Source organism: Methylosinus sp. KRF6 (assembly GCF_018887255.1).
GTDB lineage: Bacteria > Pseudomonadota > Alphaproteobacteria > Rhizobiales > Beijerinckiaceae > Methylosinus > Methylosinus sporium.
Window position 1 is genome coordinate 103,858 of record NZ_JAHLJF010000001.1, and the last position, 26,085, is coordinate 129,942.

General features: G+C 66.6%; 23 protein-coding genes. 16 read left to right on the forward strand and 7 right to left on the reverse strand.

What is annotated here, in order from left to right; all coding sequences use genetic code 11:
• Positions 1–184: 184 nt before the first annotated feature.
• The 15 genes from KP010_RS00510 (at position 185) to KP010_RS00580 (ending at position 15,529) form a co-directional block, all read left to right on the forward strand.
• Positions 185–475 carry a hypothetical protein gene (locus tag KP010_RS00510; RefSeq protein WP_246659747.1) on the forward strand — a complete coding sequence of 97 codons (291 nt, stop codon included), beginning with the start codon at positions 185–187 and terminating at the stop codon, positions 473–475.
• On the forward strand, positions 472–1,752 hold the full coding sequence (locus KP010_RS00515; protein ID WP_142862049.1) for a glycosyltransferase: 1,281 nt from the start codon (positions 472–474) through the stop codon (positions 1,750–1,752). The genes KP010_RS00510 and KP010_RS00515 overlap by 4 nt, the downstream gene beginning before the upstream one ends.
• A gap of 93 nt (positions 1,753–1,845) precedes the next feature.
• Positions 1,846–2,574, forward strand: coding sequence for a UMP kinase (gene pyrH / locus KP010_RS00520; protein WP_108917977.1), 729 nt, complete (start codon positions 1,846–1,848; stop codon positions 2,572–2,574).
• A gap of 134 nt (positions 2,575–2,708) precedes the next feature.
• Complete coding sequence (gene frr, locus KP010_RS00525) at positions 2,709–3,269, forward strand: ribosome recycling factor (protein ID WP_108917976.1); 561 nt, start codon at positions 2,709–2,711, stop codon at positions 3,267–3,269.
• Positions 3,270–3,334: 65 nt separating this feature from the next.
• Entirely contained in the window at positions 3,335–4,114 is a 780-nt protein-coding gene (locus KP010_RS00530) for an isoprenyl transferase (protein WP_108917975.1), read from the forward strand.
• Positions 4,111–4,977 (forward strand): CDP-archaeol synthase, encoded by an 867-nt coding sequence (locus tag KP010_RS00535; RefSeq protein WP_142862048.1) that lies wholly within the window; start codon positions 4,111–4,113, stop codon positions 4,975–4,977. The genes KP010_RS00530 and KP010_RS00535 overlap by 4 nt, the downstream gene beginning before the upstream one ends.
• 6 nt (positions 4,978–4,983) lie before the next feature.
• On the forward strand, positions 4,984–6,225 hold the full coding sequence (gene dxr / locus KP010_RS00540; RefSeq protein WP_142862047.1) for a 1-deoxy-D-xylulose-5-phosphate reductoisomerase: 1,242 nt from the start codon (positions 4,984–4,986) through the stop codon (positions 6,223–6,225).
• Positions 6,226–6,301: 76 nt separating this feature from the next.
• Positions 6,302–7,444: an RIP metalloprotease RseP gene (gene rseP, locus KP010_RS00545; RefSeq protein WP_185966429.1), complete on the forward strand. Its 1,143-nt coding sequence runs from the start codon at positions 6,302–6,304 to the stop codon at positions 7,442–7,444.
• A 352-nt stretch (positions 7,445–7,796) separates the two neighbouring features.
• Positions 7,797–10,286, forward strand: a complete 2,490-nt coding sequence (bamA, locus tag KP010_RS00550) for an outer membrane protein assembly factor BamA (protein ID WP_142862045.1) — start codon at positions 7,797–7,799, stop codon at positions 10,284–10,286.
• Positions 10,287–10,459: 173 nt separating this feature from the next.
• Positions 10,460–11,503, forward strand: coding sequence for a UDP-3-O-(3-hydroxymyristoyl)glucosamine N-acyltransferase (lpxD, locus tag KP010_RS00555; protein ID WP_142862044.1), 1,044 nt, complete (start codon positions 10,460–10,462; stop codon positions 11,501–11,503).
• A 75-nt stretch (positions 11,504–11,578) separates the two neighbouring features.
• Positions 11,579–12,040 carry a 3-hydroxyacyl-ACP dehydratase FabZ gene (gene fabZ / locus KP010_RS00560; RefSeq protein WP_108917969.1) on the forward strand — a complete coding sequence of 154 codons (462 nt, stop codon included), beginning with the start codon at positions 11,579–11,581 and terminating at the stop codon, positions 12,038–12,040.
• Between the two features lie 16 nt (positions 12,041–12,056).
• Complete coding sequence (gene lpxA, locus KP010_RS00565) at positions 12,057–12,890, forward strand: acyl-ACP--UDP-N-acetylglucosamine O-acyltransferase (RefSeq protein ID WP_142862043.1); 834 nt, start codon at positions 12,057–12,059, stop codon at positions 12,888–12,890.
• 73 nt (positions 12,891–12,963) lie between these two features.
• A complete protein-coding gene (gene lpxB / locus KP010_RS00570) occupies positions 12,964–14,046 on the forward strand; it encodes a lipid-A-disaccharide synthase (protein WP_246659749.1) in 1,083 nt (360 codons plus the stop codon).
• Positions 14,047–14,172: 126 nt separating this feature from the next.
• Positions 14,173–14,880: a hypothetical protein gene (locus tag KP010_RS00575; protein WP_142862042.1), complete on the forward strand. Its 708-nt coding sequence runs from the start codon at positions 14,173–14,175 to the stop codon at positions 14,878–14,880.
• Positions 14,873–15,529 (forward strand): iron-containing redox enzyme family protein, encoded by a 657-nt coding sequence (locus tag KP010_RS00580; RefSeq protein WP_108917966.1) that lies wholly within the window; start codon positions 14,873–14,875, stop codon positions 15,527–15,529. The genes KP010_RS00575 and KP010_RS00580 overlap by 8 nt, the downstream gene beginning before the upstream one ends.
• 203 nt (positions 15,530–15,732) lie before the next feature.
• Here KP010_RS00580 and KP010_RS00585 read toward each other — a convergent pair whose 3' ends face one another.
• From KP010_RS00585 to gltX, 4 genes are all read right to left on the reverse strand, one after another.
• Positions 15,733–17,142: a PAN domain-containing protein gene (locus KP010_RS00585; protein WP_142862041.1), complete on the reverse strand. Its 1,410-nt coding sequence runs from the start codon at positions 17,140–17,142 to the stop codon at positions 15,733–15,735.
• Positions 17,143–17,580: 438 nt separating this feature from the next.
• A complete protein-coding gene (locus tag KP010_RS00590) occupies positions 17,581–18,228 on the reverse strand; it encodes a hypothetical protein (RefSeq protein ID WP_142862040.1) in 648 nt (215 codons plus the stop codon).
• 144 nt (positions 18,229–18,372) lie between these two features.
• The gene (gltA, locus tag KP010_RS00595; RefSeq protein WP_108917962.1) at positions 18,373–19,659 is read right to left on the reverse strand and encodes a citrate synthase; all 1,287 of its coding nucleotides are present in this window, start codon (positions 19,657–19,659) and stop codon (positions 18,373–18,375) included.
• Positions 19,660–20,000: 341 nt separating this feature from the next.
• Positions 20,001–21,428 (reverse strand): glutamate--tRNA ligase, encoded by a 1,428-nt coding sequence (gene gltX, locus KP010_RS00600; protein ID WP_142862039.1) that lies wholly within the window; start codon positions 21,426–21,428, stop codon positions 20,001–20,003.
• Between the two features lie 220 nt (positions 21,429–21,648).
• On the opposite strand from gltX, the gene KP010_RS00605 reads away from it, so the two are divergent.
• Positions 21,649–23,901, forward strand: a complete 2,253-nt coding sequence (locus tag KP010_RS00605; protein WP_142862038.1) for a ComEC/Rec2 family competence protein — start codon at positions 21,649–21,651, stop codon at positions 23,899–23,901.
• A gap of 260 nt (positions 23,902–24,161) precedes the next feature.
• Here KP010_RS00605 and KP010_RS00610 read toward each other — a convergent pair whose 3' ends face one another.
• From KP010_RS00610 to KP010_RS00620, 3 genes are all read right to left on the reverse strand, one after another.
• A complete protein-coding gene (locus tag KP010_RS00610) occupies positions 24,162–25,004 on the reverse strand; it encodes a DUF2865 domain-containing protein (RefSeq protein WP_185966428.1) in 843 nt (280 codons plus the stop codon).
• A gap of 155 nt (positions 25,005–25,159) precedes the next feature.
• Positions 25,160–25,552, reverse strand: a complete 393-nt coding sequence (locus KP010_RS00615; RefSeq protein WP_142862036.1) for a response regulator — start codon at positions 25,550–25,552, stop codon at positions 25,160–25,162.
• Between the two features lie 105 nt (positions 25,553–25,657).
• Positions 25,658–26,032 carry a DUF423 domain-containing protein gene (locus KP010_RS00620; protein ID WP_142862035.1) on the reverse strand — a complete coding sequence of 125 codons (375 nt, stop codon included), beginning with the start codon at positions 26,030–26,032 and terminating at the stop codon, positions 25,658–25,660.
• Positions 26,033–26,085 lie beyond the last annotated feature (53 nt).

Sequence of the window (26,085 nt, forward strand, 5' to 3'; positions counted from 1 at the left end):
TTATCTCGCCACAGCCTTGGGCGCTTCAGCCCGTTAACCCGGATTCGGAGCCCTGGAATAGGCGCCTGCGCCCTTGCGCGCGGCCCCGCGACGGGGCAATTCTTCGCCCCGTGTCACTTTTCATCACGAGCGTCGGATGATCATCGATCGGCGACCGTCCGCGCGCGGAGCGGGGCGGCGCTTCTTGTCTTTCTCGCGCCTCGCCTTGTCGGCGGCGGCGCTTTTTCTTCCTGCGCCGGCGTTTCCGCAGGCCTCTCCCGGCTTCAATCTCTGCGTGCCGCCGGGATCGCCGCCCTGCGTCTTCACGCCGGGCCGGCCCGCCGACGCCTGTGGGCGCGAGGTGGAGGCCTATATTGCCTCCGTGTTCCATTATCGCGAATGTCTCACCAAGGAGAGTGAGCGCGTGATCCGCGAGTCGAACGATGTGATCGACCATTGGCGATGCCGCGAGCGGGGCGAGCGATGCCGCAAATGACGCGGCCTGTCGTCTATGACGTCACGCGCCTCGTGACGCGCGCGCTCAATCCGACGCCCAATGGCATCGATCGGGTCGATTTTATTCTGGCGCGGCATTTTCTCTCGGGCGCAGGCGGCGTCGCGCTCGCCGCCGCGGCGCTCGGGCCGCGCCTCGCCGCCGCCGAGGCCGGGCTGCGCTCGCTCACCGACATAGAGACCTATTGGAACGAGTTCATCGATTTCGGCGAGGACAAAATATACGAGCGCCTCGTCGCCGCGCTCGGCGCGGCGCCCGCGGGACGGACGGCGCCGCGGATCGCGAGACGCGATTGGGGCGTCGTTCCCGAGAATTGGCGCGCCATGCGCCGCTGGGCCCTGCGCCTCGGACGGCCGCCCTCGGAGGCGCCGCCGGGCGCCGTCTTTTTCAACGCGAGCCAGTTCCCCGTGCATAAGGAGTGGCATTTGCGCTGGCTGGAGTCGCGGCCGGACGTGAGGCCCGTCTTCTTCGTCGCCGATCTGCTGCCGCTGGACGCGCCCGAATTCTTCCGCCCGGCCGAGCGCGACAAGCATCGCCTCGTCATGGGCAATATCGTGCGGCGGGCGGCGGGGGTCGTCGTCGCCTCCGCCTCCGTCGCGCGTCGGGTCAGGGAATATGCGGAAGAGCAGGGCAGGAGGGATCTCTCCGTCTGCGTCGCCGGCCTTCCGGTCGCTCCCGCCTTCGAGCGAAAGGCGCTCGCCGATCCGCGGCTCGCCGATACGCCTTATTTCGTCCTCTGCAGCACGATCGAGCCGCGCAAGAACCATATGATGCTGCTCAATGTCTGGCGCGAGCTCGTCGAGCGCGAGGGCGCGCGCGCGCCCAAGCTGGTCCTCGTCGGCAAGCGCGGCTGGCACAATCAGAACGTGCTCGCGATGCTGGAGCGCTGTGCGGCGTTGCGCCCCCATGTGGTGGAAGCCTCGGGCCTGTCGACGCCGGCCATGCGGCGGCTGCTCGCCGGCGCCCGCGCCGCGCTCGCGCCCTCCTTCGCGGAAGGGTTCGGCCTTCCCATCGCCGAGGCCGCGACCAGTGGCGCGCCGATCATCGCCTCCGACATAGAGACATTTCGCGAGATCGCCGCCAATTCGCTCGATTATGTCGATCCGCTCGACGGTCCCGGCTGGCGCGACGCCATCCTCGCCTATTGCGACGCCGATTCGCCGCGCCGCATCGCGGCCTTGCGTCGGCTCGAGGGTTTCCCGCGCCGCGACGCGGCCTCCTTTTTCAGAATCATCGACGAATTCCTCGGCGCTTTGTGAAGGCGGCTCCCTGCGTGGCGACGCGCCTTGCCGGGGCGGCGGCGGTTTCCTATTAAGGTCGGAGCAAGGCCGGCCAGCGAAAGAGAGGCGCAGATGACGGAGCCGTCGAACCCGCCGAAATGGAAGAGGGTCGTCGTCAAGCTCTCGGGCGAGGCGCTGATGGGCGACGCGCCGCATGGTCTTCATGCGCCGACATTGGAGCGCATCGCCGCCGATCTCGCCTCCGCCGCCGAATTCGGCGCGCAAATCGCCGTCGTCGTCGGCGGCGGCAATTTCTTTCGCGGCATTCAAGGCGCCGACAAAGGCATAGAGCGGGCGCGCGCCGATTCGATCGGAATGCTGGCGACGGTGATGAACGGGCTCGCGCTCGAGCAGGCGATCGAGGCGCAGGGGCGCCAGGCGCGAGCGCTCTCGGCCGTGCCCATGCCCTCGCTGTGCGAATCCTATTCGCGGCGAGCGGCGCTGCACCATCTCGCCAAAGGCCGCATCGTCATCGCCGCCGGCGGCACCGGCCTGCCTTTTTTCACCACCGACACGCCCGCCGTGGTGCGCGCCGCCGAGCTCTCGGCCGACGCCGTGCTGAAGGCGACTCAGGTCGATGGCGTCTATACCGCCGACCCCAAGCGCGATCCTTCCGCCCGGCGCTATGAGCGGCTCACCCATGACGAGGCCATCGCCAAGAGCCTCGCCGTGATGGATACGGCCGCCTTCGCTCTTGCTCGCGAGAACAAGATTCCCATAATCGTCTTCTCCATCGCGGAAGAGGGGGCGATCCGCGCCGTGCTGGAAGGACGAGGGCGGGCCACTCACGTCGTTCCCTGACGGGACGACGCCCTCGGATGCGGCCGGCGATTTCCGCCTCGGCGGATTCTGTTCTAAGAGAATGCTCCGACCTCGGAGCCGGCGCGGGCCCGCTCGTTCGAACCGACAGACTTCACGAATAGGCAAAGTTTCCTATGGCTCAGACTTTCGATCTGCCCGAACTGAAACGCCGTATGCAGGGCGCGCTGGCGACCCTCAAGCACGAGCTCGGTGGGCTTCGCACAGGACGCGCCTCGGCGAGCCTCTTGGAGCCGATCCATGTCGAGGCGTATGGCCAGGCGACGCCGCTCAACCAAGTGGCGACGATCAGCGTGCCGGAGTCGCGCATGTTGGCCGTGCAAGTGTGGGACAAGGCGCTCGTCGGCGCGGTCGACAAGGCGATACGCGATTCCAATCTCGGCCTTTCGCCGACGGTGGAGGGGCAGGTGCTGCGCATTCGCACGCCCGAGCTCAACGAGCAGCGCCGCAAGGAGCTGGTCAAGGTCGCGCATAAATATGCCGAGGACGCGCGCGTTTCCGTGCGTCATGTGCGGCGCGACGGCATCGACATATTGAAAAAGCTGCTGAAGGATCACGCCCTGCCCGAGGACGACTCCAAGCGTCACGAGGCCGAGGTGCAGAAGGCGACCGACGAATCGGTGCGCGAGATCGATGCGATGCTCGCGCAAAAAGAAAAAGAGATCATGCAGGTTTGATTTGTCTTTTCATTGTCGCGACGAGCCGTTTTTGCGGCTCGAGCTTTGAGGGTGGCGCAGAAGAAATGGGAGACGGTGGCATATTGGAGTTGGGGGCGCCGGTTCTGGCGCCGAGAGCGGCGCCGCGTCATGTCGCCTTGATCATGGACGGCAATGGCCGCTGGGCGGCGGCGCGCGGCCTGCCGCGATTCGAGGGCCATCGGCGCGGAGTCGACGCTCTGCGCAAGACGGTGCGGGCCGCGATCGAATTCGGGGTCGATTATCTGACCGTCTATTCCTTTTCTGTGGAGAACTGGTCGCGGCCGCCCGAGGAGGTGCAGAGCCTGCTCGCGCTGCTGCATCGCTTCATCCGCAATGACCTCGCCGAGCTGCAGGCCAACAACGTCCGCGTGCGGGTCATCGGCTCGCGTGAGGATCTCGCCGCCGAAATCGCCGGTCTTCTGCTAGAGGCCGAGCAGTCGACCGCCGCCAACACCGGCCTCACTCTGGTCGTCGCCTTCAATTACGGCGCGCGGCAGGAGATAGCGGCCGCGGCGCGCGCGCTCGCCGAGGAGGCCGTCGCCGGCCGCCTGCGCCCGCAGGACATAGACGCCGAGGCCATCGCCCGGCGCCTCGATACGGCCGACATGCCCGATCCCGACCTCATCATCCGCACCAGCGGCGAGCAGCGCCTGTCCAATTTCATGCTGTGGCAGGCCGCCTATGCGGAATTGCTGTTCGTGCCGGTCCATTGGCCGGACTTCAGCCGAGCCGATTTCGAGGCGGCGATCGACGAATATGCGCAGCGCGATCGACGCTTCGGCGGATTGGCGACCGCCGATCGCAGAGCGAAGACCGCTTCATGAGAGAGCCGTCGAGGTCGCCCCGCGCCGGAGCCGGCGACAGGGGCGCGCGTTTCGCCGATCTCGGGCCGCGCATCGGCTCGGCGGCGGCGCTCATCGCGACCGCGCTGGTCGCGCTCTATGTCGGCGGCGACGCCTTCGCATTATTCTGGCTGCTCGCCGGCTTCGCCGTCTCCTGGGAATGGCAGAGCATCGTCGGCGGCGAAATGGCGCTCGCGCGATTTGCTCTCGGCGGCGCTTCGCTCGCGGCTGCGACGGCTTTCGCCGCCCATGGCGGCGGTCCGGCGGCTTTGGCCTCTCTCGCGGCCTTCTCGGCCATTCTCGCGATTCTGGCGGGGCCGGGACGCCGTCTCTGGGCGCCGGCCGGCCTGCTCTACGCCGGCTCGCTGATCGTCTCCACCAATGTGCTGCGCCATTCGCCCGACTATGGCGCGATCTCCATCGCCTGGCTGTTCGCCGTCGTTTGGGGAACCGATGTGATGGCCTATTTCGGCGGACGGCTGATCGGCGGCGCCAAGCTGTGGCCGCGCGTCTCGCCCGGCAAGACCTGGTCGGGAACATTGGTCGGCGTCGCCAGCGGCGCGCTTCTCGGCCTTTGCGTCGTCTATCTCAGCCGCTGGAGCGCGGCGGCGACCTTGCCGCTGTTTTTCGTCGGCCTCGTCGCGGCGGCGCTGGCGCAGGCCGGCGATCTCTTCGAATCCTGGATCAAGCGCCGTTTCGGCGTCAAGGATTCGAGCCGGCTCATCCCCGGTCACGGCGGCGTGATGGATCGCGTCGACGGCTTCATCTTCGCCAGCGCCTTCGCGGCCATGCTCGGCGGATTGCGCGGCCAGGAGTCCCTGGCCGCCGGAATTTTCATCTGGTAGGCGACTATGACGACTGGGGCGGGATCGGAACAATTCACTCGGCCGCGCGGCCGCGCGCCCAAGCGCATCGTGCTGCTCGGCGCGACCGGTTCGATCGGGCGCTCGACGGTCGATCTGCTCTTGCGCGATCCGGAGAGCTATTCCGTCGTGGCGATCGCCGGCGGGCGCGACCATGCCGCTCTGGCGCGGACGGCGCTCGCGGTGAAGGCCGAATTCGTCGCCATCCGCGACGAGGACGGCTATGCGGCGCTGAAGGAGGCGCTGTCCGGGACCAATATCCAGGTCGCGGCCGGGCGCGAGGCCGTGATCGAGGCGGCGACGCGCGAGGCCGATCTCGTTGTCTCGGCCATTGTCGGCGCCGCCGGCGTCGAGCCGACCCACGCCGCTCTCTCGCTCGGACGCGCGGTCGCCCTCGCCAATAAGGAATGCCTCGTCTGCGCCGGCGCGCCCTTCATGCGCATGGCGCATGACAAAAACGCGCGCCTGCTGCCGATCGACAGCGAGCATAACGCCATTTTCCAAGCGCTCGGCGGCGAGGATGTCTCGCGAATCGAGAAAATGACCATCACCGCCTCGGGCGGCCCGTTCCGCAGCTGGAGCAAGGAGGCGATCGCCGCCGCCACTGTGGAGCAGGCGCTCAACCATCCCAATTGGGCGATGGGGCCGAAGAACACGATCGATTCGGCCACTTTGATGAACAAAGGCCTCGAGCTCATCGAGGCGCATCATATTTTCGGCGTGCCGGCGGAAAAGCTCGACGTGATCGTGCATCCCCAATCCATCGTGCATGGCCTCGTGAGCTTCGCCGACGGCTCGGTGACGGCCGGGCTCGCCCGGCCGGACATGCGCGTGCCGATCGCCCATTGCCTCGCCTATCCCGAGCGAATCGAGACGCCGGCGCCGCGGCTCGATCTCGTCGCCCTCGGCGCGCTGACTTTCGAAAAGCCCGACCTCGAGCGTTTTCCGGCGCTCGGCCTCGCGCTCGATGCGATGCGGGCGGGTGGGGGGCTTCCAACAGTGCTCAATGCGGCCAATGAGATAGCGGTGGAGGCCTTCCTTTCCGGCCGCATCGGCTTTTCCGGAATCGCCGCTCATGTCGCCGATGCGCTGGAGGCCGCGCTCCAGGACGGCACGGCGCGTGAGCCGGCGACTGTTGAGGACGCCCTCGCCATTGACCATATTGTGAGAGAAAGATCGCGCGGCGCCTTGGCGGTGAACCAGGCTTCGGGCATGTTAACGCTTCAGTAACCAAGAGGGCGCCGCCAGAAAGGCGGACTCTCGGGTCGTAGCGTTCGCCGGGAGTATCGCTTTGCTGGACTTGCTCATGACGATCCTCATCTATGTCGTCCCCTTCGTCTTCGTGCTGACGATGGTGGTCTTCTTCCACGAGCTCGGCCATTTCCTCGTCGGCCGCTGGTGCGGGGTCAAGATCGATGCTTTCTCGATCGGCTTCGGGCCGGAGCTCTGGGCCTTTCATGACCGTTACGGCACGCGCTGGCGAGTGGCGGCGATCCCGCTCGGCGGCTATGTGAAATTCCACGGCGACGCCAATGGCGCCAGCGTGCCCGATCCCGAGCGCATCGAAGCCATGCCGGAGGAGGAGCGCAAGGTCACTTTCTTCGGCCAGACGGTGTGGAAGCGCGCAGCGATCGTGGTGGCGGGGCCGCTCGCCAATTTCGTGCTGGCGATCGTCATTTTCACCGTTCTCTACGCTTCTCTCGGCCGCAATGTGCTGCTGCCCAAAGTGGCCGCCGTGCAGGCCGGCGGTGCGGCCGAGCAGGCCGGCTTTCAGAAGGGCGATCTGGTCCTCACCATAGACGGCGAGCCGATCGACAGCTTCGGCAAGATGCAGGAGATCGTCTCCTCCGCCACCGGCAAGCCGCTGAGCATCGTCGTTCGCCGCGCCGAGCAGAATGTGACGCTGCAGGCGACCCCGCAATTGCGCGAGATCGAGACCGCGCTCGGCAAGACCAAGATCGGCATGATCGGCCTGCAGGCCAGCAATGATCCAGCCGATCAGCGCGAGGAGCGCTACGGCCTCGGCCAATCCTTCGTTCTCGCCGTCACAGAGACCTGGACGATCATCGAGCGGACCGGCTCCTATCTCGGCGGCCTCGTCGTCGGCCGCGAGGCGACCGACCAATTGTCCGGCCCTATCGGCATCGCGCAGGTCTCGGGCCAAATGGCCAAGGCGATCGACAAAGTGGGCGTCGGCCCGCTCTTCAATCTCATCGCTATTCTGTCGATCTCGATCGGCCTGCTCAATCTCGCGCCGGTGCCGCTGCTCGACGGCGGACATCTCTTGTTCTACGCGATCGAGGCAGTGCGCGGCCGCGCGCTGGCGGAACGTACGCAAGAATACGCGTTCCGAGTCGGGCTCGCCATGGTGTGCACGCTGATGGTGTTCTCCACCTATAACGACATCGCCAGGTTGCTGCGTCGCGTCACCGGAGCGGGAATCGATTGAGCGTTTCCACGTCTCGTTTGTTTCTGCCCACGGAAATCGCGGGCGAATTCGACGATACGAGCGGTTATGACCGCTTTTCGCCATCATTCTGGGGAGGATCGTCACCCGGGGACTCGCGGTCTGCGCCGCGGGTTCCTCACGTTAACGCGACGCTGACTATAAATCGTGGCTTCGCGGCAACGGGTCGGGCAAAACGGGGAAACTCGCGGCGTTCGGCATTTGCAGTAAACGGTAAACCTTGTAGAAGGTGAACATCGGATCGGACGGCGTGCGGTGGCGTGCGTGCGTCGTCCCAGTTCGTGAGCCGCGCCGCTTCGGCGGGCGACGGTGCGACGAGGACTTAGGATTGACAATGCGGTCCATCGAGGCTTTTCGGAATCGTTCCTATCTCTTGGCGGCCGTGGTGTCGGCGGTCCTCGGTTTCTCTCTTCCCTCTCTCGCGCAGGATATCGTCGTCGTCGGCAATGCCCGCGGCGATTCCGACGTGATCCGCTCCTATTTCTCCGGCACGAGTCCGGAGGAGATCGAAAAGGGGCTGGAGGCGCTGCGCAACAGCGGGCGCTTCTCCAATGTGAGCGCCACCCATGAGAAGGGACGCGTGGTCATCCACGTCGCGGAGACCAATCTCATCAATCGCGTCGTCTTCGAAGGCAACAGCAAGGTCAAGACGGAGACGCTGACCTCGGAAGTGCGCACGCGCGCGCATGGCTCCTTCAATCAGACGGTCGTGCAGCAGGACATCGCCCGCCTGCTCGAAATCTATAAGCGCTCCGGCCGCGCCGGCGCCAAGATCACCTATCGCACGGTGCAGCTGCCCAATGGGCGCATCGATGTCGTCTTCACCGTGGAGGAGGGCGACAAGACCGGCGTCAAGGAGATCAAATTCGTCGGCAACACGGTCTTCTCGACCGGCCGTCTCGTCGATCTGATGGAAACGACGGAGATGAACTTCCTGTCGTTCATCAAGACGAGCGACGTCTATGATCCCGACCGCATCGCCTCCGATCTCGAATTGGTGCGGCGCTTCTATCTGAAGAACGGCTACGCCGACTTCCATGTCGTCAGCTCCGACGCCGTGTTCGATCCGGCCCAGGGCGGCTATGTCATCACGGTCGTGGTGGAGGAGGGGCCGCAATATCGCGTCTCCAATGTCGATGTCGAATCGCATCTGCCCGATATCGATCCGGCCTCTCTGCAACCCTATCTGCGTCTTTCGCCCGGCGACGTCTATAATGGCGACGCTGTGGAGAAGACGGTCGAATCGCTGACCCGCGAGATCGCCAAGAAGGGCTACGCCTTCTCGCAGGCGCGCCCGCGCGGCGAGCGCAATCCCGCCGCTCAGACGGTGGCGATCCGCTTCGTCGTCGACGAGGGTCCGCGCGTCTATATCGAGCGCATCAATATTCGCGGCAACACGCGCACGCGCGATTACGTCATTCGTCGCGAGTTCGAGATCGGCGAGGGCGACGCCTATAATCGCGTGCTGATCGATCGCGCCGAACGCCGCCTCAACGGCCTCGGCTTCTTCAAGAAGGTCCGCGTCACCAACGAGCCGGGCTCGGCGGCCGATCGCGTCGTCGTCAATGTGGACGTCGAGGATCAGGCGACCGGCAATTTCGGCGTGTCGGGCGGCTATTCGACGACGGAAGGCTTCATCGGCGAAGTCTCCGTGTCGGAGAGCAACTTCCTCGGCCGCGGCCAGGCGACGCGCCTCTCGGTGCAGGCCGGCCAGCGCGCCCGCGGCATATCTTTCAGCTTCACCGAGCCCTACTTCCTCGATCAGCGCTTCTCGGCGGGCTTCGATCTCTTCGCGAAGAAGTCCGACGCTTATAACTACTCCTACTATTCGACCACCTCGATCGGCGGCACGCTGCGCTTCGGCATTCCGATCACCGAGGAGATCAGCCTCGCGCCGCGCTACTCGCTCTACACCACGACGATCTCCATCCCCAACGACAGCAACCGGCCCTACAACGACTGTCAGTCGCCGCTGCCGGGATATACGCCGGGATATGGTTATATCTACGCGCCGACGCAGGCCGATCTCAACGTCCTCTACAATTGCCAATCCAATGGCGAGGCCTCGCTGGCCATCAAGGAATCGGTGGGAACGCGTCTGACCTCGCTCGTCGGCTACACGCTGTCCTATAATTCGCTGGATAACTTCCGTAATCCGAAGAACGGCATCCATGCGCAGGCGTCGCAGGACATCGCCGGCCTCGGTGGGGACAGCCGCTATGTGCGCACGACCGGCGACCTGCGTTATTTCCACGAGATTCCCTTCGTGGACGATGTGGTCGGCATCGCCCGCGTGCAGGGCGGCAATATGTTCGCGCTCGGCGACTATAAGATGCGGGTGATGGACAATTTCAATCTCGGCCCGACTCTGGTGCGCGGCTTCGCGCCGGGCGGCCTCGGCCCGCGCGATATTTCCAACTGGACCAGCTCGCGCGGCAACTCGCTCGGCGGCAGCAATTATATCGGCGGCTCGCTCGAAGTGCAGTTCCCGATCTGGGGCCTGCCGAAGGACATCGGCCTGCGCGGCGCGCTGTTCGCCGACGCCGGCACGCTGTGGGGATACAAAGGCCAGACCAACTTCAGCGATTCATTGTATGGCGTCGCCAACCTGCCCTGCGTCTATCCCTATACGGCTCCCACCTATGGCCAGGGCACTTGCATCGTCGTCTCGGGTGACAAGGCGCAGATCCGCTCCTCGGTCGGCGCCTCGGCGCTGTGGCAATCGCCGCTCGGGCCGATCCGCTTCGACTATGCGGTGGTGCTGTCCAAGGCCTATGGCGACGTGACGCAGCGCTTCCGCTTCTCCGGCGGCACCAATTTCTAAAGGCTTCGCGCTGGCGCGCCTTCGACACAGCGACTAGAATTTGCGATCCCCGAGCGGCGAGGCCGCTCGGGGATCGTTTTCTTGAGAGAGCGCCGAGCCGCCTCCGGGCCGGCCGGCGTTCTCTTCGGTTTTCGTCCCGGCTGCGAGCCGGGCGCGACGGGGAGGAGCGCGGCATGGGCGCCGCTGGGTTTTTCCGCCTCGACCGGCCGCTGACGCCGGCCGAGGTCGCCGAGATCGCCGGCGCTCGCATCGACGAGAGCCGAGCCGGCGCGGCCGAGATCATCATCGGCGTCGCGCCGCTCGATCTGGCGCGGCCGGGCGAGCTGGCCTTCTACGACCGCCGGCGCTATGCGGCGGCGCTGCGTCTGTGCCGAGCGACGGCCTGCCTGCTGCGCGCGCGCGATCTCGACTCGCTGCCGAGCGGGGTCGTCCCGCTGGTGACGACGGAGCCGCACAAGGCCATGGCGAGAGTCATGGCGCGGCTCTTTCCCGATTCGCTGCGGCCGCAGTCGCTGTTCTCGGCGAGCGGCGTCTCGCCCGGCGCGATCGTCCACCCGACAGCGCGGCTGGAGCCGGGCGTCTCGGTCGATCCCGGCGCCGTCATCGGTCCCCGCGCGGAGATCGGCGCCGGCAGTGTGATCGGCCCGCAAGCGGTGATCGGCCCGGATGTCCGCATCGGGCGCGACTGCTCGATCGGCGCCAATGTCAGCGTCGTCTGCGCGCTCATCGGCGATCGCGTCATTCTTCATCCCGGCGCGCGTCTCGGCCAGGACGGCTTCGGCTTCGCGCTTTCGCCGCGCGGCCATGTGAAGGCGCCGCAGATCGGCCGCGTCATCGTTCAGGACGATGTCGAGATCGGCGCCAATACGACCATCGACCGCGGCGCGACGCGCGACACGATCATCGGGGAGGGGACCAAGATCGACAATCTGGTCCAGATCGGCCACAACGTCGTCATCGGGCGCGGCTGCGTCATCGTCGCGCAATCCGGCCTCGCCGGCTCCTGCGAGCTGGGCGATTTCGTCGTCCTCGGCGGCCAATCGGCGATCGGCGGCCATATCGCCATCGGCGAGGGCGCGCAGATCGCCGCCAAATCCGGCGTGACCCGCGACGTGCCGGCCGGCGCGCGCTGGAGCGGCGCGCCGGCGCGTCCCGTGCGTCGCCATTTGCGGGGCGAGCTGCTGCTCGACCGCCTGGCGCGTCGCGAGACGAAATGAAACCGGCGCAGGACGTCGGAAGGGAATGAGACGGGCCGGACGAAGAGGCGTCCGGACGCCGCAGCGGAGGAAAAAATGAACGAAGAAACGACGGCCGAGGCGCCGGAATCCCTGGGCATCCATCAGATTTTGGAGCTGCTGCCGCATCGTTACCCGCTTCTCCTCATCGACCGTGTCGTCGATATTCACGGCGACGAGAGCGGCGTCGGAATCAAGAACGTCACCTTCAACGAGCCGCAGTTTCAGGGCCATTTCCCGGAGAATCCCGTGTTTCCCGGCGTGCTGCTGGTGGAGGCCATGGCGCAGACGGCGGGCGTCATCGCCGCGCGGATGCAACCCAAGGGTTCGCAGCGCAAGGTCTTCTTCACCACCATCGACAAGGCGAAATTCCGCCGCCCGGTTATTCCCGGCGACCGCGTCGAATTCCATGTCGCCAAAAAGGCCCGCAAGCGCGACATTTATTGGTACGCCTGCCGGGCGCTGGTCGATGGCGCGCTGGTCTGCGAGGCCGAGCTGAGCGTGATGATCGGCGCCTGAGCGCTGGGGCGGGTCCATGACCTCGAGCGCGCGCATTCATCCTTCCGCCGTCGTCCATCCCTCTGCTGTCCTTGAGGCAGGCGCGCGTCTCGGCGAGGGCGTCGTTATCGGGCCGTTCTGCCATATCGGCGGCGAGGTCGAGCTCGGCGATCGCGCCCATCTCGTCTCCCATGTCGTTTTGACGGGGCGCACGCGCATCGGCGCGGACGCCGAGATTCATCCTTTCGCCGCGCTCGGCGCCGCGGCGCAGGATTTGAAATCGCGCGGAGAGGCGGGAACGCTCGTCATCGGCCGCGGCTGCCTCGTTCGCGAGGGCGTCACCATAAACGCGGGAACGCCGGCTGGCGGCGGAGAGACGCGCGTCGGCGACGATTGCGCCTTTCTCGCTTATTCTCATGTCGGTCATGATTGCCGGATCGGCGACGGCGTCACGCTCTCCAACACTGTGCTGCTCGGCGGCCATGTCCGGATCGGCGATCACGCCGCGATCGGCGGCGCGACCGTGGTGCATCAGCGCGTGCGCATCGGCGCGCAGGCTTTCGTCGCCGGCCTCTCCGGGCTCGAGGGCGATCTCGTTCCCTTCGGCCTCGCCGGCGGCAATCGCGCGCATTTGTTCGGGCTCAATCTCGTCGGCCTGCGCCGGCGCGGCTTTTCCGACGCGCGCCTCGCCCTTTTGCGCGAGGCCTTCCGCCGCCTGTTCCCACAGGGGGCGGGCGCCGAGACGCTGGCCGCGCGCATCGAGACCGTCGCACGGGATTTCTCCGGCGCCGAGGATGTGGAGGCGCTGATCGCCTTTCTGCGCGCCGAGCGGGAGCGGCCGCTCTGCGCGCCGCGCCCGGCGCGGGGCTAGGGCGGTGGAAGCGCCGCCGCGTGTGTTTCTCATCGCCGGGGAAGCCTCCGGCGATCTCCTGGGCGCGCTGCTGATGCGCGCGCTGCGCGCCCTGCGGCCGGACATGCGCTTTTCGGGCGTCGGCGGCGAGGCGATGGCGCGCGAAGGGCTCGCGAGCCTGTTCCCGCTCGCCGATATCGCCGTAATGGGTCTGCTGTCGCCGTTGCGCCGTCTGCCGCAGCTGCTCGAGCGGATCGATCGCGCCTCCCGCGCGGCGCTCGCGGCAGAGCCCGATTGCCTCGTGCTCATCGACGCGCCGGATTTCACGCATCGCGTCGCACGGCGGGTGCGGCGCGCTCGGCCGGCGCTGCCCATCCTCGATTATGTGAGCCCGACCGTCTGGGCCTGGCGGCCGGGCCGCGCGCGGGCGATGCGCGCCTATGTCGACGAGGTGCTCGCTCTGCTGCCCTTCGAGCCGGCGGCGCATCGGCGGCTCGGCGGTCCCGCCTGCGTCTATGTCGGCCATCCGCTGCTCGACTGTCTCGAGACGCTCACGCCTTCCCCCGCCGAATTGGCGATGCGGGAGGCGGAGCCGCCGCTGCTTCTCGCGCTGCCCGGCTCGCGCCGCGCCGAGGTCGCCCGGCTCATGCCGGTTTTCGGCGAGACGATGGACATGCTCGCGAAAACATGTGGGCCGTTCGATGTCGCTCTGCCGGTCGTGCCGCATGTCGCGGAGGAGATCGAACGCGGTCTCACATCATGGAGACTGCGGCCGCATCTTCTGTCGCAGGATCAAAAATTCCCGGCTTTTCGCCGCGCGCGCGCCGCTCTGGTCGCCTCCGGCGCCGCGACTCTGGAGCTGGCGCTCGCCGATGTTCCCATGGCCGTCGCCTATAAGGTCGCGCCGATCGAATGGCCTTTGCGCATTCTGGTGAGCGTCGACAGCATCGTATTGCCCAATCTCGTGCTCGGCGAGCGGCTCGTCCCGGAATTCCTGCAAGGGCGGGCGACGCCGACGGCGCTCGCCGCGGCTCTCGAGCCGCTCATTCGCGACGGCGTCGAGCGTGGCGCACAGCGGCGAGGCCTCGCCAAAGTGCGCGAGCATGTTCTCGCCGCCGGCGACAGCCCCAGCGCACGCGCCGCCGAACGCATATTGACTCATATCACAAAGCCGTAGCGATCGCCGTCCTCTCCTCGACGCCTCCGCACATTTGATTGTTATTTGTATTGTATACAACCAAAGGTTGTATTTAAATGCGTGGCCAGGTTCAGCGCCGGGTCTTCGTGATTTGGAGTATGAAACATGCCTCGAAACGAGGTGAGCGCGTTCGGCGTATTGAAGTCGCTCAGAGTCGTTTCTCTGCCCGGCTCCGACCCGTCGCCGGAGCAATTGCGCGATTACAACAGCGCCTACGCCACATGGCGGACGGTGTGGCTCGAGACTTTTCGGGAATTGGAGGGGGCCGAGCGGCTCTACTCGGACGAGTTTTGCCGGCAGAACGAAATTCTCTGCATTTTCCGTGAGCGGGAGTGCCTCGCCATGGGGCTCATGCGCTGGACGAATCTCGAGCTCCAGAGCGCGCGCGACGATTCTCAGCTCGGCGCTTGGCCCGTCGACGCTCTCGAAAATGTGGCGTCGCACGGGAGCCGCATCATTATCGCCAGCCGCCTCACCCTCCATCCCTCGGCCCGTGGCGGCGCGCTGGGTCTGCCGATGATGGACGTCATCATCGGGCTCATGATTCGTCGAATGCTGGAGTCGGGCGCACATGCGATGCTGGGCGCGCCGCGGACGGATCGCGGCGTGCATCGCGCGTGCTACCGATTGGGCGGGACGCCTCTGGTCCCCGGCGTCATCCGCCACAATGCGCCGATCGATCTCATCGCTTTCTTTCCGCAAAAAGTGACCGAAGGCGAGGAGCCTGTCGCCGGCGCCGTTCGATATCTGTGGGACTTCAAGCGACACACAGACCAAAATTCGGAATTGCACAAAGGAGCGAGACATGCGTGACGAGCTTCATCGTCTCATCGACCGATTGATGGACGACGCCTCGGCTTTTCCCTGGGAAGCGCCGCAGGCCTATGCCGATTTCCTGGCCCAGACCTTTTATTTCACGAGTCACTCGACGCGGCTTCTGGCGCTGGCGGCGAGTCGTTGTCCGGCCGAAAGCGCTGTCCTTCACCGCGGCTTCATCCAGCATCTCGGTGAGGAGGACTCCCATGAGCTGTTGGCGCTCGAGGATTTGCGCGGCCTCGGCGCGGAGGTGGAGACATATCCCGAACGGGCGGTCACGAGGGCTCTGTACGAGACGCAATATTTCAAGATCGAGCATTTGGGCTCCACCGCCTTCTACGGCTATGTCATCGTCCTGGAAGGGCTCGCGGCGATCGGCGGACCGGAGCTGTATCGCCGCGTCGTTCGAGCGCATGGCGACGGTTGCGCGCGTTTTCTCCGCGTTCACACGCTCGCGGATATCGACCATCTGGCGACAGATTTCGAGCGGATCGAGACTCTGGACGAAGGCCAGAAAGCCGATATCGGGATCAATATGATCCAATCCGCCGAATTCTATGGGCTGATGCTACGGCAGATCGCGCGCGATCATGGCGGAGCCTTCCCCCTGGCGACGGAACTCTGCGGCGCGGCGGCGCCGGCCTGACGGAGGCGGCGGCTTCGACGCGCCGCAAAAAAAGGGAGGTCGCGCTTCCGGACGCGCGGCCTCCCTCGAAACGCAAAAATCATCGCAGAACGCTACCCGAATAGCTCGGCTCAGGCCCTCCGCGCATCCCCCATATGTGGGAGAGGCCGCGTGAAAAAAAGATGATGGGCGAGAGGATTGCGTCGTTTCGATCGCCGATCCCGTCAATCCTGGCGCTTGCCTCCGCTGTCGGCCAGCTCGTTGGAGAAATATTCTCCGGTCTTCTCGAACAAATGACAGGCGCTCTCGTCGAGACGGAAAGTGAAGGCGATGCAGGCATCCTCGGCGCGGCAGGCGGTCTCGCAGGCGTCGGGCCCTTCGAGCGACGTCGTCTTATAGCCCGCGCCCGGAAACGCCTTGGAGGGATAGCGCTCCATGGAGAGCGCGCCGGCGGGAGCGCGCGGGATGCGCAAATCATCGCGCAATCCGCTGGTCATGCGCGGATTGAGCGCAAAAGCGCCCGCCGTCGCCTTCAAGCGGCAAATGCGATTCCAACGGTCGAAGGAATAGGCCTGGCAATTGTCGCGGCTCCGACAAGCGGCGACGCAGGCGGGCTGATCGAGCTTGCGCAGCGTGACGAACGTCGGCCCGACGATGTCGCGATTTTCGAAACCACGAAATGTCGCAGGCTTTTGCAGACCGATGACGGCGGGAGGCAGCCGCTCGGGCTCCTCCTCCGGCGCGAGAGCCGCGACGTCCGGCGTGGCAGGCTCCGCGGGCGGGGTTCGGGGCAAAGCGGCGGCCGGTTCCTTCGGCGCAAGCTCGGACGGCGCTTGCGCCACGGGCGCCGGGCTGCTCGGCTCCAGCGCGTCGATCCTTTCGCGGGCGAGCTGCGGGTCGGCGGCGACCGCGCGCGCGATCACATAGGCCCTGTCCTCGCGGAGCAGCGCCGTCAGCGCCTCCTCGCGCGCCCGATCGGCTGCGAGACCGCCGAGCGCCGCGCGGCCGCGCGCTTCCAGCTCGCTCAGGGAGGCGTCGAAACCTGTGAGCGCCGCGCGCAGTGCGGGCGGCGTCGCCGCCGATTGCCGCGCCCATTGCGCCGCGCCGAGGAGCGCGACGAAAAGGCCGAGCGCCATGGCGAGAAGGTCGCGGCCGAGGCGGCGCGGCGCCGCGGGCGCGGCGGCGATGGCGGCGGCCGTCTCCGCCGCCCTTTGCGCGGCGCGGCGCTGAGCCTCGGCGAGCCGCTCCTCCAATTGCTGAATATGTCGTGCGCCTTCGTCGAGGCGCTGCTCCAGCTCCTGCGATCGCGCGTCGGCTTCTGGGCTCGCGCTCGGCGGCTCCAGCCGCCGCGCGCCGCGCTCCAGCCAGATTTCGAACAATGTGGAGAGGTTCGGCTTGGGCGAGGAGATCCCGCGCCGCTCGCGATCGAGCCAGGCGTCGAAATCGCGCGCAAAAGCGGCGAGCACATTTTCGATTGTCGTCTGTTCGCGCGCTGCGCGCTGCTCGTAATGACGGCGCGCGTCGCGCAGCATGGCCGCGCATTCTTCGCGATAGAGCGCCTCGACCTCGTCCCATGAACGTCGCGCATCGGGGCGGCTCGCCTCGTTCCGCGCCAAATCGTTCACAGCCCCCATCGTCGTCTCCCGAATCGTCTCGTCGGCCGCTGCGCGATCGTCCGATCGCGTTCGGTTTCTAATACGAATTTGCGTCGCGCGTCCAAATCATGCGCCGTCGTCGCGGCGGCGACAATGGAGTTCACAGGCGCCGCCGCGGGGTGCAGGGGATTTGCCCGCTCGCGGGGCGGAGGCGTTTGGCTCATGACGAATGGTCCGATCGTCGCGAATCGCGCGCGCGGCGCCGTTCGCGATTCGCTGGGGCTGAAATCGATGATTGAAACGCGATGAAATAACGCGCGCAGGGTGAAAAAGAGCGACTGTTCGAATCGTGAGGCGAACGGCGCCATTGGCGGCGAGGAACATGTCTTTTTCGAGTCGCGCCGGCTCGATTCGCGGAAGAGAGGCGGGGGGGAGCGAGCCTTCGGGCTCGCTCTCGATATTTCGCGATTTGGACCGTCAGACGCGCAGCACCGAACGGCCGGCGCGTATCGCCGCGACGATGCGCATGACGATTTCCGGGCCGGCGCCGCGGAACTGCGCGTCGAATTCCTCCGCCGCCTCCGGCGTCAACAGATCGAGATATGACTTCGCCGGGCGCAGCTTCTCGCTCATCGTCGGATCGACATAGCCGAGCGCGAAGGAGCGCGCCGGCGCGCGGCCGGCGACGACGGTCGCATGATCGTCGGTGACGAGATGGCTGGCGTGGAGCGAGCCGCCGATCTCGCAGCGGCCCGCGGTCGAGCTATTGAAGACGGGGCCTTCCGCGCGCAGGTCGCCGCGCACGACCACCTCAGCGCCGCCGAGCGTGACGGTGCGCGCTCTGAGATTGCCGCGCGCCAGCACGAAGGCCGCGGCGCCGTCGAAGGAATTGTCCATGAGATCGCCTTCGATCGTCATGTCGCCATCGACGACGAGGCCCGCGATCTTGTCGCACCACATCCACTGATAGAGCTCTATGTCGCCGACATAGACGAAGTCGCCGGGACAATAGGCGATGCGGAAAGAGGAGAGGTCGAAGAGACCGAGGCTTATCTCGCGATCGAAGCGCAGCTTCTGGCGCGCCTCCTCGAAAGAGAGCAATTCATAGGACCCCGTCTCGATCATTTTCGCCTCCCCGTTTGGTGAGGAGACAATGGCGGGAGCGGAGCCGGAAATCTGTGCGCTCGCGCACAGGGTCTTTCGGCCTTCGCATCTTCGACGCGAAGGCCGCGGAGAAAAGGATCGGCGCTCGGACGTCAGCGCCAAAGATCAGCGCTTGGACATGGGCAGATAGTCGCGCTGCTTCTCGCCCGTGTAGAGCTGGCGCGGACGGCCGATCTTGGAGCCCGGATCTTCGATCATCTCCTTCCATTGCGCGATCCAGCCGACCGTGCGCGCCACCGCGAACAGCACGGTGAACATGGTCGTCGGCAGGCCCATCGCCTTCAGCGTGATGCCGGAATAAAAGTCGATGTTGGGATAGAGCTTCTTCTCGATGAAATATTCGTCGTGCAGAGCGATGCGCTCCAGCTCTATGGCGACGTCGAGGAGATCGTCCTTCACGCCGAGCTCGGCCAGCACCTCGCGCGTCGTGCGCTGCATGATCTTCGCGCGCGGATCGTAGTTCTTGTAGACGCGATGGCCGAAGCCCATCAGGCGGAACGGATCGTTCTTGTCCTTCGCCTTGGCGATATAGATCGGAATGCGGTCCGGCGTGCCGATCTCGGCGAGCATTTTCAGCACCGCCTCATTGGCGCCGCCATGCGCCGGGCCCCACAGCGAGGCGATGCCCGCCGCGACGCAGGCGAAGGGATTGGCGCCCGAGGAGCCGGCGAGACGCACGGTGGAGGTGGAGGCGTTCTGCTCGTGATCGGCGTGCAGCATGAAGAAGCGGTCGAGCGCTCGCGACATCACCGGATTGACCTTATATTCCTCGCAAGGAACGGCGAAGCACATGCGCAGGAAGTTCGACGTGTAGTCGAGATCGTTCTTCGGATAGACGAAGGGCTGGCCGATAGAATATTTGTAGGCCATGGCCGCCAGTGTCGGGATCTTGGCGATCATGCGCGTCGAGGCGACCATGCGCTCGACCGGATCGGCGATATTCGTCGAGTCGTGATAGAAGGCCGAGAGCGCGCCGACCGACGCGACCATCACCGCCATCGGATGCGCGTCGCGGCGGAAGCCCTGGAAGAAGCGCGCCATCTGCTCATGCACCATGGTGTGGCGCGTGATGCGATAGTCGAAATCGGCCTTTTGCGTCGCCGTCGGCAATTCGCCGTAGAGCAGCAGATAGCAGGTCTCGAGAAAATCGCCGTGCTCGGCGAGTTGGTCGATCGGATAGCCGCGATAGAGCAGCACGCCCTCGTCGCCGTCGATATAGGTGATCTTCGACTCGCAGCTCGCCGTGGAGGTGAAGCCCGGGTCATAGGTGAACATGCCCGTATCGCCGTAGAGCTTGCGAATATCGGCGACGCTGGGGCCGATCGTTCCTTCCATGATCGGAAGGCTCACGGTTTTTTCGCCGGTGTGAAAGGACGCTTCTTTTTTCGTCATGGCCCCACCTTCTCGCGTTATCCGTGTAATTTGCGGCTTTCGGCGAAACGCCGCAGCATATTCTACGCCATGCCCGGGCCGCGCTTCCCCGCGGATCGGACCGACGAGCGAGCTTCGTTCGAATCTGCGGCGCGCTTTGCGCCCGCGCGACCGCCGGGTCCCGTCGAACGAATGTCAAACGCTTTAAATTCAAAACCCTCCTGCTATAGCCGGCGGAATTGCGTCGGTCGCTGCGCCGCGAGGACCGGGCGCGTGGCGGGCGAGACGCCGCGGCGCGGCGCATAGGGTCGTGCGGAGGCGTCTTGTGCGTTGCACAAACTATAGCATCCCCCGCACGCGGTTCAAGCGCGTTGCGCCGCCTGATCGCGCAGGCGGGCGAGGCTCTCCTCCTCGCCGAGGATCGCCAGCACGTCGAAAATGCCGGGCGAGGTGGTGCGTCCGGTGAGCGCGGCGCGCAAAGGCTGCGCGAGATCGCCGAGCTTCACGCCCTGCGCAGCCGCCGTCTCGCGCACGATATTCTCGGTCGCAGCGGCGCTCCATTCTTCGAGCGTGGCGAGCTTTTCCGTCAGCACGGAAAGATGCGCCCGCGCCGCCGGCGACAGCAGCGCGGCGGCCTTGGCGTCGAGCGTCAGCGGCCGCTCGGCGAAGAGAAACGCCGCGCCGTCGATCAGCTCGTTGAGCGTCTTGGCGCGCGCCTTGAGGCCGGGCATGGCCGCGGCGAGCTGCGCCTTGCGCGTCTCGTCCAGCCTGGCGGCGAGCGCCGCGCCGCCCTCGAGATAGGGCAGGGTCGCGATCAGCTCCGCGAGCAGCTCCGCATCCTCGCTGCTGCGCAGATAATGGCCGTTCATATTCTCGAGCTTCACGAAATCGAAGCGCGCCGGCGAGCGATGAATGCTCTCGAGATCGAAAGCCTCGATCATCTCCTGCGTCGAGAAGAATTCGCGGTCGCCCTGGCTCCAGCCGAGACGCAAGAGATAATTGCGCAGCGCCGCCGGCAGATAGCCCATCGCCCGATAGGCGTCCACGCCGAGCGCGCCATGGCGCTTCGACAGCTTCGCCCCGTCCGGCCCGTGAATGAGCGGAATATGGGCGAGCCTCGGCGCCTCCCATCCCAGCGCGTCGTAAATGTGCTTTTGCCGCGCGGCGTTGGTGAGGTGATCGTCGCCGCGGATGATCTGCGTGACGCCCATATCGTGATCGTCGACGACGACGGCGAGCATATAGGTCGGCGCGCCATCCGAGCGCAGCAGCACGAAATCGTCGATATCCTTGTTCGGGAAGACGACGCGGCCTTGCACGGCGTCCTCGATCGCGGTCTCGCCCTCTTGCGGAGTCTTCAGCCGAATGACCGGCGCGACGCCCGCCGGCGCCTCGCTGGCGTCGCGATCACGCCAGCGCCCGTCATAGCGCGGCGGGCGGCCCTCGGCGCGCGCGGTCTCGCGCATCTCCTCCAGTTCCTGCGCGCTGGCGTAGCAGCGATAGGCCTTGCCTTTGGCGAGCAGCTCCTCGGCGATCTCGCGATGGCGCGGCGCGCGCGCGAATTGGTAGGTGACGTCCCCGTCCCAATCGAGGCCGAGCCAGCGCATTCCATCGAGAATGGCGTCTATGGCGCCCTGGGTGGAGCGCTCGCGATCTGTGTCTTCTATGCGCAGTAGAAAGCGCCCGCCGTGACGCTTGGCGTAGAGCCAATTGAACAGCGCCGTGCGCGCGCCGCCGATATGGAGGAAGCCGGTGGGAGAGGGGGCGAAGCGCGTGACGACTTGAGACATGAGCGCGGCTGGTGATTCCTGAGAATTTCGAGTGGAGGCCCGTCTAGCACGCTGCGGGCCAGGGGGGAACTGCGGGGGGCGGGGCGCGCTCGCCTCGGCGCGGGCCGCCTCGTGACCGATCCGGCGGCGCGTTTTCGACGTCGCGGCGCTCGCGCCGGCGCCAGTTTCGGATATAGCATGAGCTCGACTTCATTCTAGCAGCGATAGTCCGAGGCTTTTCTTGAGTTGGAGCGCGAAAGCCGTCGCCGGCGCGGCCGATCGGGCGAGAGGCGCCTTCCGCCCCGCCTTCGCGATCGTCGTCGCGTCGCTTTCGGCCGCCGCCCGCGCGGCGCTGGACGAAGAAATTTCGCTGCGGCGGCCGTTTCTCTGGCTGCCGGTCGCCGCCGGCGCCGGCGCGCTCCTCTATTTCGCGGCCGATCGCGAGCCCTCCTTCGCTGTCTCGGCGGCCGCCCTCGCAATCCTCTCGGCGCTCGCCTTCCTCGCGCGCGCGCATCGCGCGGGCGCTCTCTTTCTCGTCCTCGCCTGTGTCGCCGGCGGATTTTTCGCCTCCGTCTGGCGCGCCGCGCGCGTCGACGCCCCCATTGTTCCGCGCGCGGGCGTCGGCTTTCTCACCGGCTTCGTCGAGGAGCTCGATCCGCGCCCCAATGGCGCGCGTTTCATCCTGCGCCTCGCCAGCGCGGAGGGATTGCCGGGCGACGTCGTCCCGCTGCGCGTTCGCTTGACGACGCGCGGCGATACGAAATTTTCGGCCGGCGATTTCATCGCCCTCAAAGCGCGCGTCTTGCCGCCGGCTCACGCCGCTCTGCCGGGCGGCTATGATTTCTCGCGCGACGCCTATTTCGCGGGGCTCGGGGGCGTCGGCAATGCGCTCGGCCGCATCGACGTCATGCCGCCGCCCGATCCGGCGCCTTTGTCGCTGCGATTTTTCGCGGCCGTCGATCGGCTGCGCAATGATCTTTCGGCGCGGGTCTATCGCGCGCTCGGCGGCGACACCGGCGCCATCGCCGCCGCAATGGTGACGGGCAAGCGCGATTTTCTGAGCGAGGAGGCGAAAGAGCTGATCCGCCGCGCCGGCATTTTTCACATCATCACCATTTCCGGCGTGCAGATGACTCTGGTCGCCGGCATTTTCTTCGTCGGCTTTCGGCGGCTGCTGGCGCTCTCGCGCGCGCTGGCGCTGAATTATCCGATCAAGAAATGGGCGGCCGCGCTCGCCATCGTCGGCGCTGTTCTCTACGACATCGGCACGGGCTCGCGCGTCGGCACGGAGCGCGCGCTCATCATGACGACGATCATGCTGGTCGCGGTCCTCTTCGACCGCCCCTCATTGTCGATGCGCAATCTCGCTCTGGCGGTCGGCGTCATCGTCGCCTTCCAGCCGGAGGCGCTGCTCGGCGCGAGCTTCCAGCTCTCTTTCGCGGCGGTGGCGGCGCTCGTCGCCGTCTATGAGGCGCGTGGCGCGATGATCGAGCGCCGGCGCGAGACGCCGCCCTTCGGCCGCGCGCCCTCCCGTTTCGTGCGCTGGCGGGAGAGCGCGGGCGAATTATTGCTGCATGGGCCGGCGGCGCCGATTTTCGCGACGCTCTGCGCCACTTCGGCGACGGCTTCCTTCATGGCGGGCGATTTCCACGAATTGAGCCCCTATGTGCTGATCGGCAATCCGCTGACGCTCGCCATCATCGAATTCTTCGCCGTGCCGGGAGCGCTCGTCGGCGCCTTTCTCTATCCTTTCGGTCTCGACGGCCCGGTCTGGCGCTATGTCGGCTTCGGCATCGATCTGGTGACGGCCATAGCGCGGCTCATCGCCGCCGCTCCGGGGTCGAGCTTGCCGGTCAAGAGTTTCGCGCCTTTCGCGATGGTTTTCCTGTCGCTCGCGGTTCTATCGCTCGTTCTGTGGCGGACGTGGCTGTTCCGGGCGATGGCCATTCCCTTCGCCGCGCTCGGCCTGTTCGGCGCGGCGAATGGCGAGGGCTTCGATCTCGCCGTCGCGCCGAGCGGCGACGCCGCGGCTCTGCGGCTGCCCTCGGGGGAACTCGCTCTGCTCGGCCGCGGGAAGCTCTCCTTCGTCGGCGAGCAATGGCTGCGCGCCGACGCCGACGTCAGAGCGCCAGCGGACGCGCGCGGCGGCGTCTCCTGCGACGAGTTCGGCTGCGTGGCGAGAGCGATCGACGGCCGCGCCGTCGCGCTGGTGACGGATCGCAAGGCGCTGATCGAGGATTGCGGCAAAGCGGCGATCGTCATCGCGCCCTTTTACGCGCCCGAGGGCTGCGGCGCGCCGATCCTTCTCGATCGCCGCAAGCTGGCGGAGACGGGCGCTGTGACATTGCGCTTCTCCGGCGAGGCGGCGCAATGGCGAACCGCCCGCAGCCCCGGCGAGGATCGGCCCTGGTCGCGGGCGCCGCGGCGACGGCCGGCGAGCGCGCCGCCGGCGCCCGGCGATCTCGCGTCAGACGATGCCGCGCCAATGGATTGAGGCTGCGGATCATCGAACCATTTCGACGCGACGCGCGTCGCCAGAGGCGCGATCCCGTCGATTATCGCGTTCTGGACCAGGCGCCATGCTCGAAAAAGCTGTCGCGAAATCAGCGGCCCCGTCGGCTCGACGCGACGGTTCTGCCGAGTTCGCCGAGCATGAACGGGATGAATTCGAGCGCATAGCTCGCGTTCACATGAACGCCATCCGCCACGTAGCTCTCCAAATGAAATCTTGCTGAAAGGAGAGAAGCTGCCGCCCTATCTGCGTCCACCCGACTGGCTGCGGCGCTCGTCGAGCGGCCGCGCGGCGCGACGTTCGACGCTCGGCCGGCCGGGCTTGCTGGCGCGCTCCATCGCGGCGAGGCGGCGGCGGACCGGTTCGTCGAGATCGGGCGAGCGGGCGAGGGGGCGGAAGTCGTTCTTCGAATAGGGATAGCGGCTGGCGCCGTGGAAAATTTCGACGCCATGCGCCGTCATGACGGCGTCGCCGCGGCGCAGCGTCGGATCGAGATAGATGGCCTCGATCGAGCTCTCGCTAGACTGGCCGGCGTGGCAGGAACATTCCTTGTCCTTCTCTCCTTCGCCCTTGCCTTCGCTCTTGCGCTGGAGAGAGGCCATCAGCCGCGAATAGCTGGCGCCGCCGCGCGCCGCCACGGCCTCCTCTATATTGTCGGAGCCGCCGCGCATCACATAGAGCGTCGTCCGCGCGCCTGGGCACAGACGCCCACAGGCGCGCTGATGGCTGGCCGTGTCGCTGGAGCTGGAATAGAGGCCGACGGGAAAGAAATAACCGTCGCATTCACGCACGCAGTAAGAGCGCCCGCCGCCCGCCGCTTCGGCGTAGACCGCGCGTTGCGGCTCGCCGCCGGGGGCGGCTCGACGCGCGCGCAGCTGCGGCTCGCCCCGTCGCGCTTGCGGGACATAGACGCGCCGCTCCTGCGGAGCATAGCCATGGCGCCTAGCGTGGGCGTGACGCCGATAGCTCGGATAAGAGCCGCCGCCATAGTCCGAATAGCCGCCGCCTCCGCCGCCGAACAATTGCTGGAAAAAATCCTGGGCGAAAGCGGGACGAGGCTCGAGCCCCATGAGGAAAAAACTCAAGATCAGGCCGCCGAGGGCGGCGAGGCGACGACGACGGGGAGCTTCCCGATCGCCGCTTTTACGCGAAGACATGACGCGGCACCCGTTTTGACGCAACTCCCCCTTACATGGAGCGTGATCGCGAGAGACAAGCCTCGTCTCGGCGTCTTGGTCTTTTAGGCTTTTTGGGCGGCGTGGCGCGCAGCTGCGGCGAGGGCGGCGATCAGCGCCTCGGTGCGGAACGGCTTTTCGACGATCGGGCGCGCCGAATGCGCCGGCGGCAGGGCCGAACGGCCATAGCCGGTCGCGAAGACGAAAGCCGCGCCCATCGCGTCGAGCCGATCGGCGACCGGCTCGACGCTCTCGGCCCCGATGCGAAGGTCGAGCAGAGCGACGTCGAATTGCGTCTCGGCGACGTGTCGTAGTGCGACGGCGACGGTCTGGGCCGAGGCCACGACGCGGTAGCCATGCTCGGCGAGCATCTCCTCGAGCGCCAACGCGATCAGCGGCTCGTCCTCGACGACGAGCACGCGCCGACCGAGCGCCGCCTCCGCGCGCCAATGTTCCATCGCCCTTCGCCCCCACGCCAAGGCTTTCAGTCTCGCGGATGGTGGGGGCGATTCCGGCGCCTGTCCAGATCGGGATAGCCTCATCCGCCGCTTGCGGCGCAGCCGCTATTTCGCGCGCAGAGCGGCGAGCGCCCAGATCGCCAGAGCCAGCCAGCTCGCGATCGTCAGCGAGCCGCCGATCGGCGCGGCATAGGGGAACAGCCGATCGCCGGCGAAAGCACGGGCGACGAGATCGCCGGAAAACAGCGCGACGCCGGCGAGGAGGGCGAAGCCGACGCCCGTCAGCCAGCGCCCCAGCGGCGGCTTCGCCGCGAGCAGCGCGCCGAGACCGAGCGCCGCTGCGGCGTGGATCATCAGGAAGCGGCTCGCCGTGTCGAGGTTGGCGGCGCTCGAAATATGCGCCGCCGCGGCGGAGAGAGCGACGCCAGCCGCTCCGTCGAGCGCGGCGAAAGCGACGATGAGAAGATTCGAGCGCTGCATCAGCTTCTCTTGGTAAACTAAAGCAGAATAAGGAAAATTCTGCTCATGTTGAA

Coding starts and splice junctions, on each gene's coding strand:
- KP010_RS00515 (WP_142862049.1), top strand. CDS start 472: ATGACGCGGCCTGTCGTCTATGACGTCACGCGCCTCGTGACGCGCGCG.
- pyrH (WP_108917977.1), top strand. CDS start 1,846: ATGACGGAGCCGTCGAACCCGCCGAAATGGAAGAGGGTCGTCGTCAAG.
- frr (WP_108917976.1), top strand. CDS start 2,709: ATGGCTCAGACTTTCGATCTGCCCGAACTGAAACGCCGTATGCAGGGC.
- KP010_RS00530 (WP_108917975.1), top strand. CDS start 3,335: ATGGGAGACGGTGGCATATTGGAGTTGGGGGCGCCGGTTCTGGCGCCG.
- KP010_RS00535 (WP_142862048.1), top strand. CDS start 4,111: ATGAGAGAGCCGTCGAGGTCGCCCCGCGCCGGAGCCGGCGACAGGGGC.
- dxr (WP_142862047.1), top strand. CDS start 4,984: ATGACGACTGGGGCGGGATCGGAACAATTCACTCGGCCGCGCGGCCGC.
- rseP (WP_185966429.1), top strand. CDS start 6,302: ATGACGATCCTCATCTATGTCGTCCCCTTCGTCTTCGTGCTGACGATG.
- bamA (WP_142862045.1), top strand. CDS start 7,797: ATGCGGTCCATCGAGGCTTTTCGGAATCGTTCCTATCTCTTGGCGGCC.
- lpxD (WP_142862044.1), top strand. CDS start 10,460: ATGGGCGCCGCTGGGTTTTTCCGCCTCGACCGGCCGCTGACGCCGGCC.
- fabZ (WP_108917969.1), top strand. CDS start 11,579: ATGAACGAAGAAACGACGGCCGAGGCGCCGGAATCCCTGGGCATCCAT.
- lpxA (WP_142862043.1), top strand. CDS start 12,057: ATGACCTCGAGCGCGCGCATTCATCCTTCCGCCGTCGTCCATCCCTCT.
- lpxB (WP_246659749.1), top strand. CDS start 12,964: ATGCGCGCGCTGCGCGCCCTGCGGCCGGACATGCGCTTTTCGGGCGTC.
- KP010_RS00575 (WP_142862042.1), top strand. CDS start 14,173: ATGCCTCGAAACGAGGTGAGCGCGTTCGGCGTATTGAAGTCGCTCAGA.
- KP010_RS00580 (WP_108917966.1), top strand. CDS start 14,873: ATGCGTGACGAGCTTCATCGTCTCATCGACCGATTGATGGACGACGCC.
- KP010_RS00585 (WP_142862041.1), bottom strand. CDS start 17,142: ATGGGGGCTGTGAACGATTTGGCGCGGAACGAGGCGAGCCGCCCCGAT.
- KP010_RS00590 (WP_142862040.1), bottom strand. CDS start 18,228: ATGATCGAGACGGGGTCCTATGAATTGCTCTCTTTCGAGGAGGCGCGC.
- gltA (WP_108917962.1), bottom strand. CDS start 19,659: ATGACGAAAAAAGAAGCGTCCTTTCACACCGGCGAAAAAACCGTGAGC.
- gltX (WP_142862039.1), bottom strand. CDS start 21,428: ATGTCTCAAGTCGTCACGCGCTTCGCCCCCTCTCCCACCGGCTTCCTC.
- KP010_RS00615 (WP_142862036.1), bottom strand. CDS start 25,552: ATGGAACATTGGCGCGCGGAGGCGGCGCTCGGTCGGCGCGTGCTCGTC.
- KP010_RS00620 (WP_142862035.1), bottom strand. CDS start 26,032: ATGCAGCGCTCGAATCTTCTCATCGTCGCTTTCGCCGCGCTCGACGGA.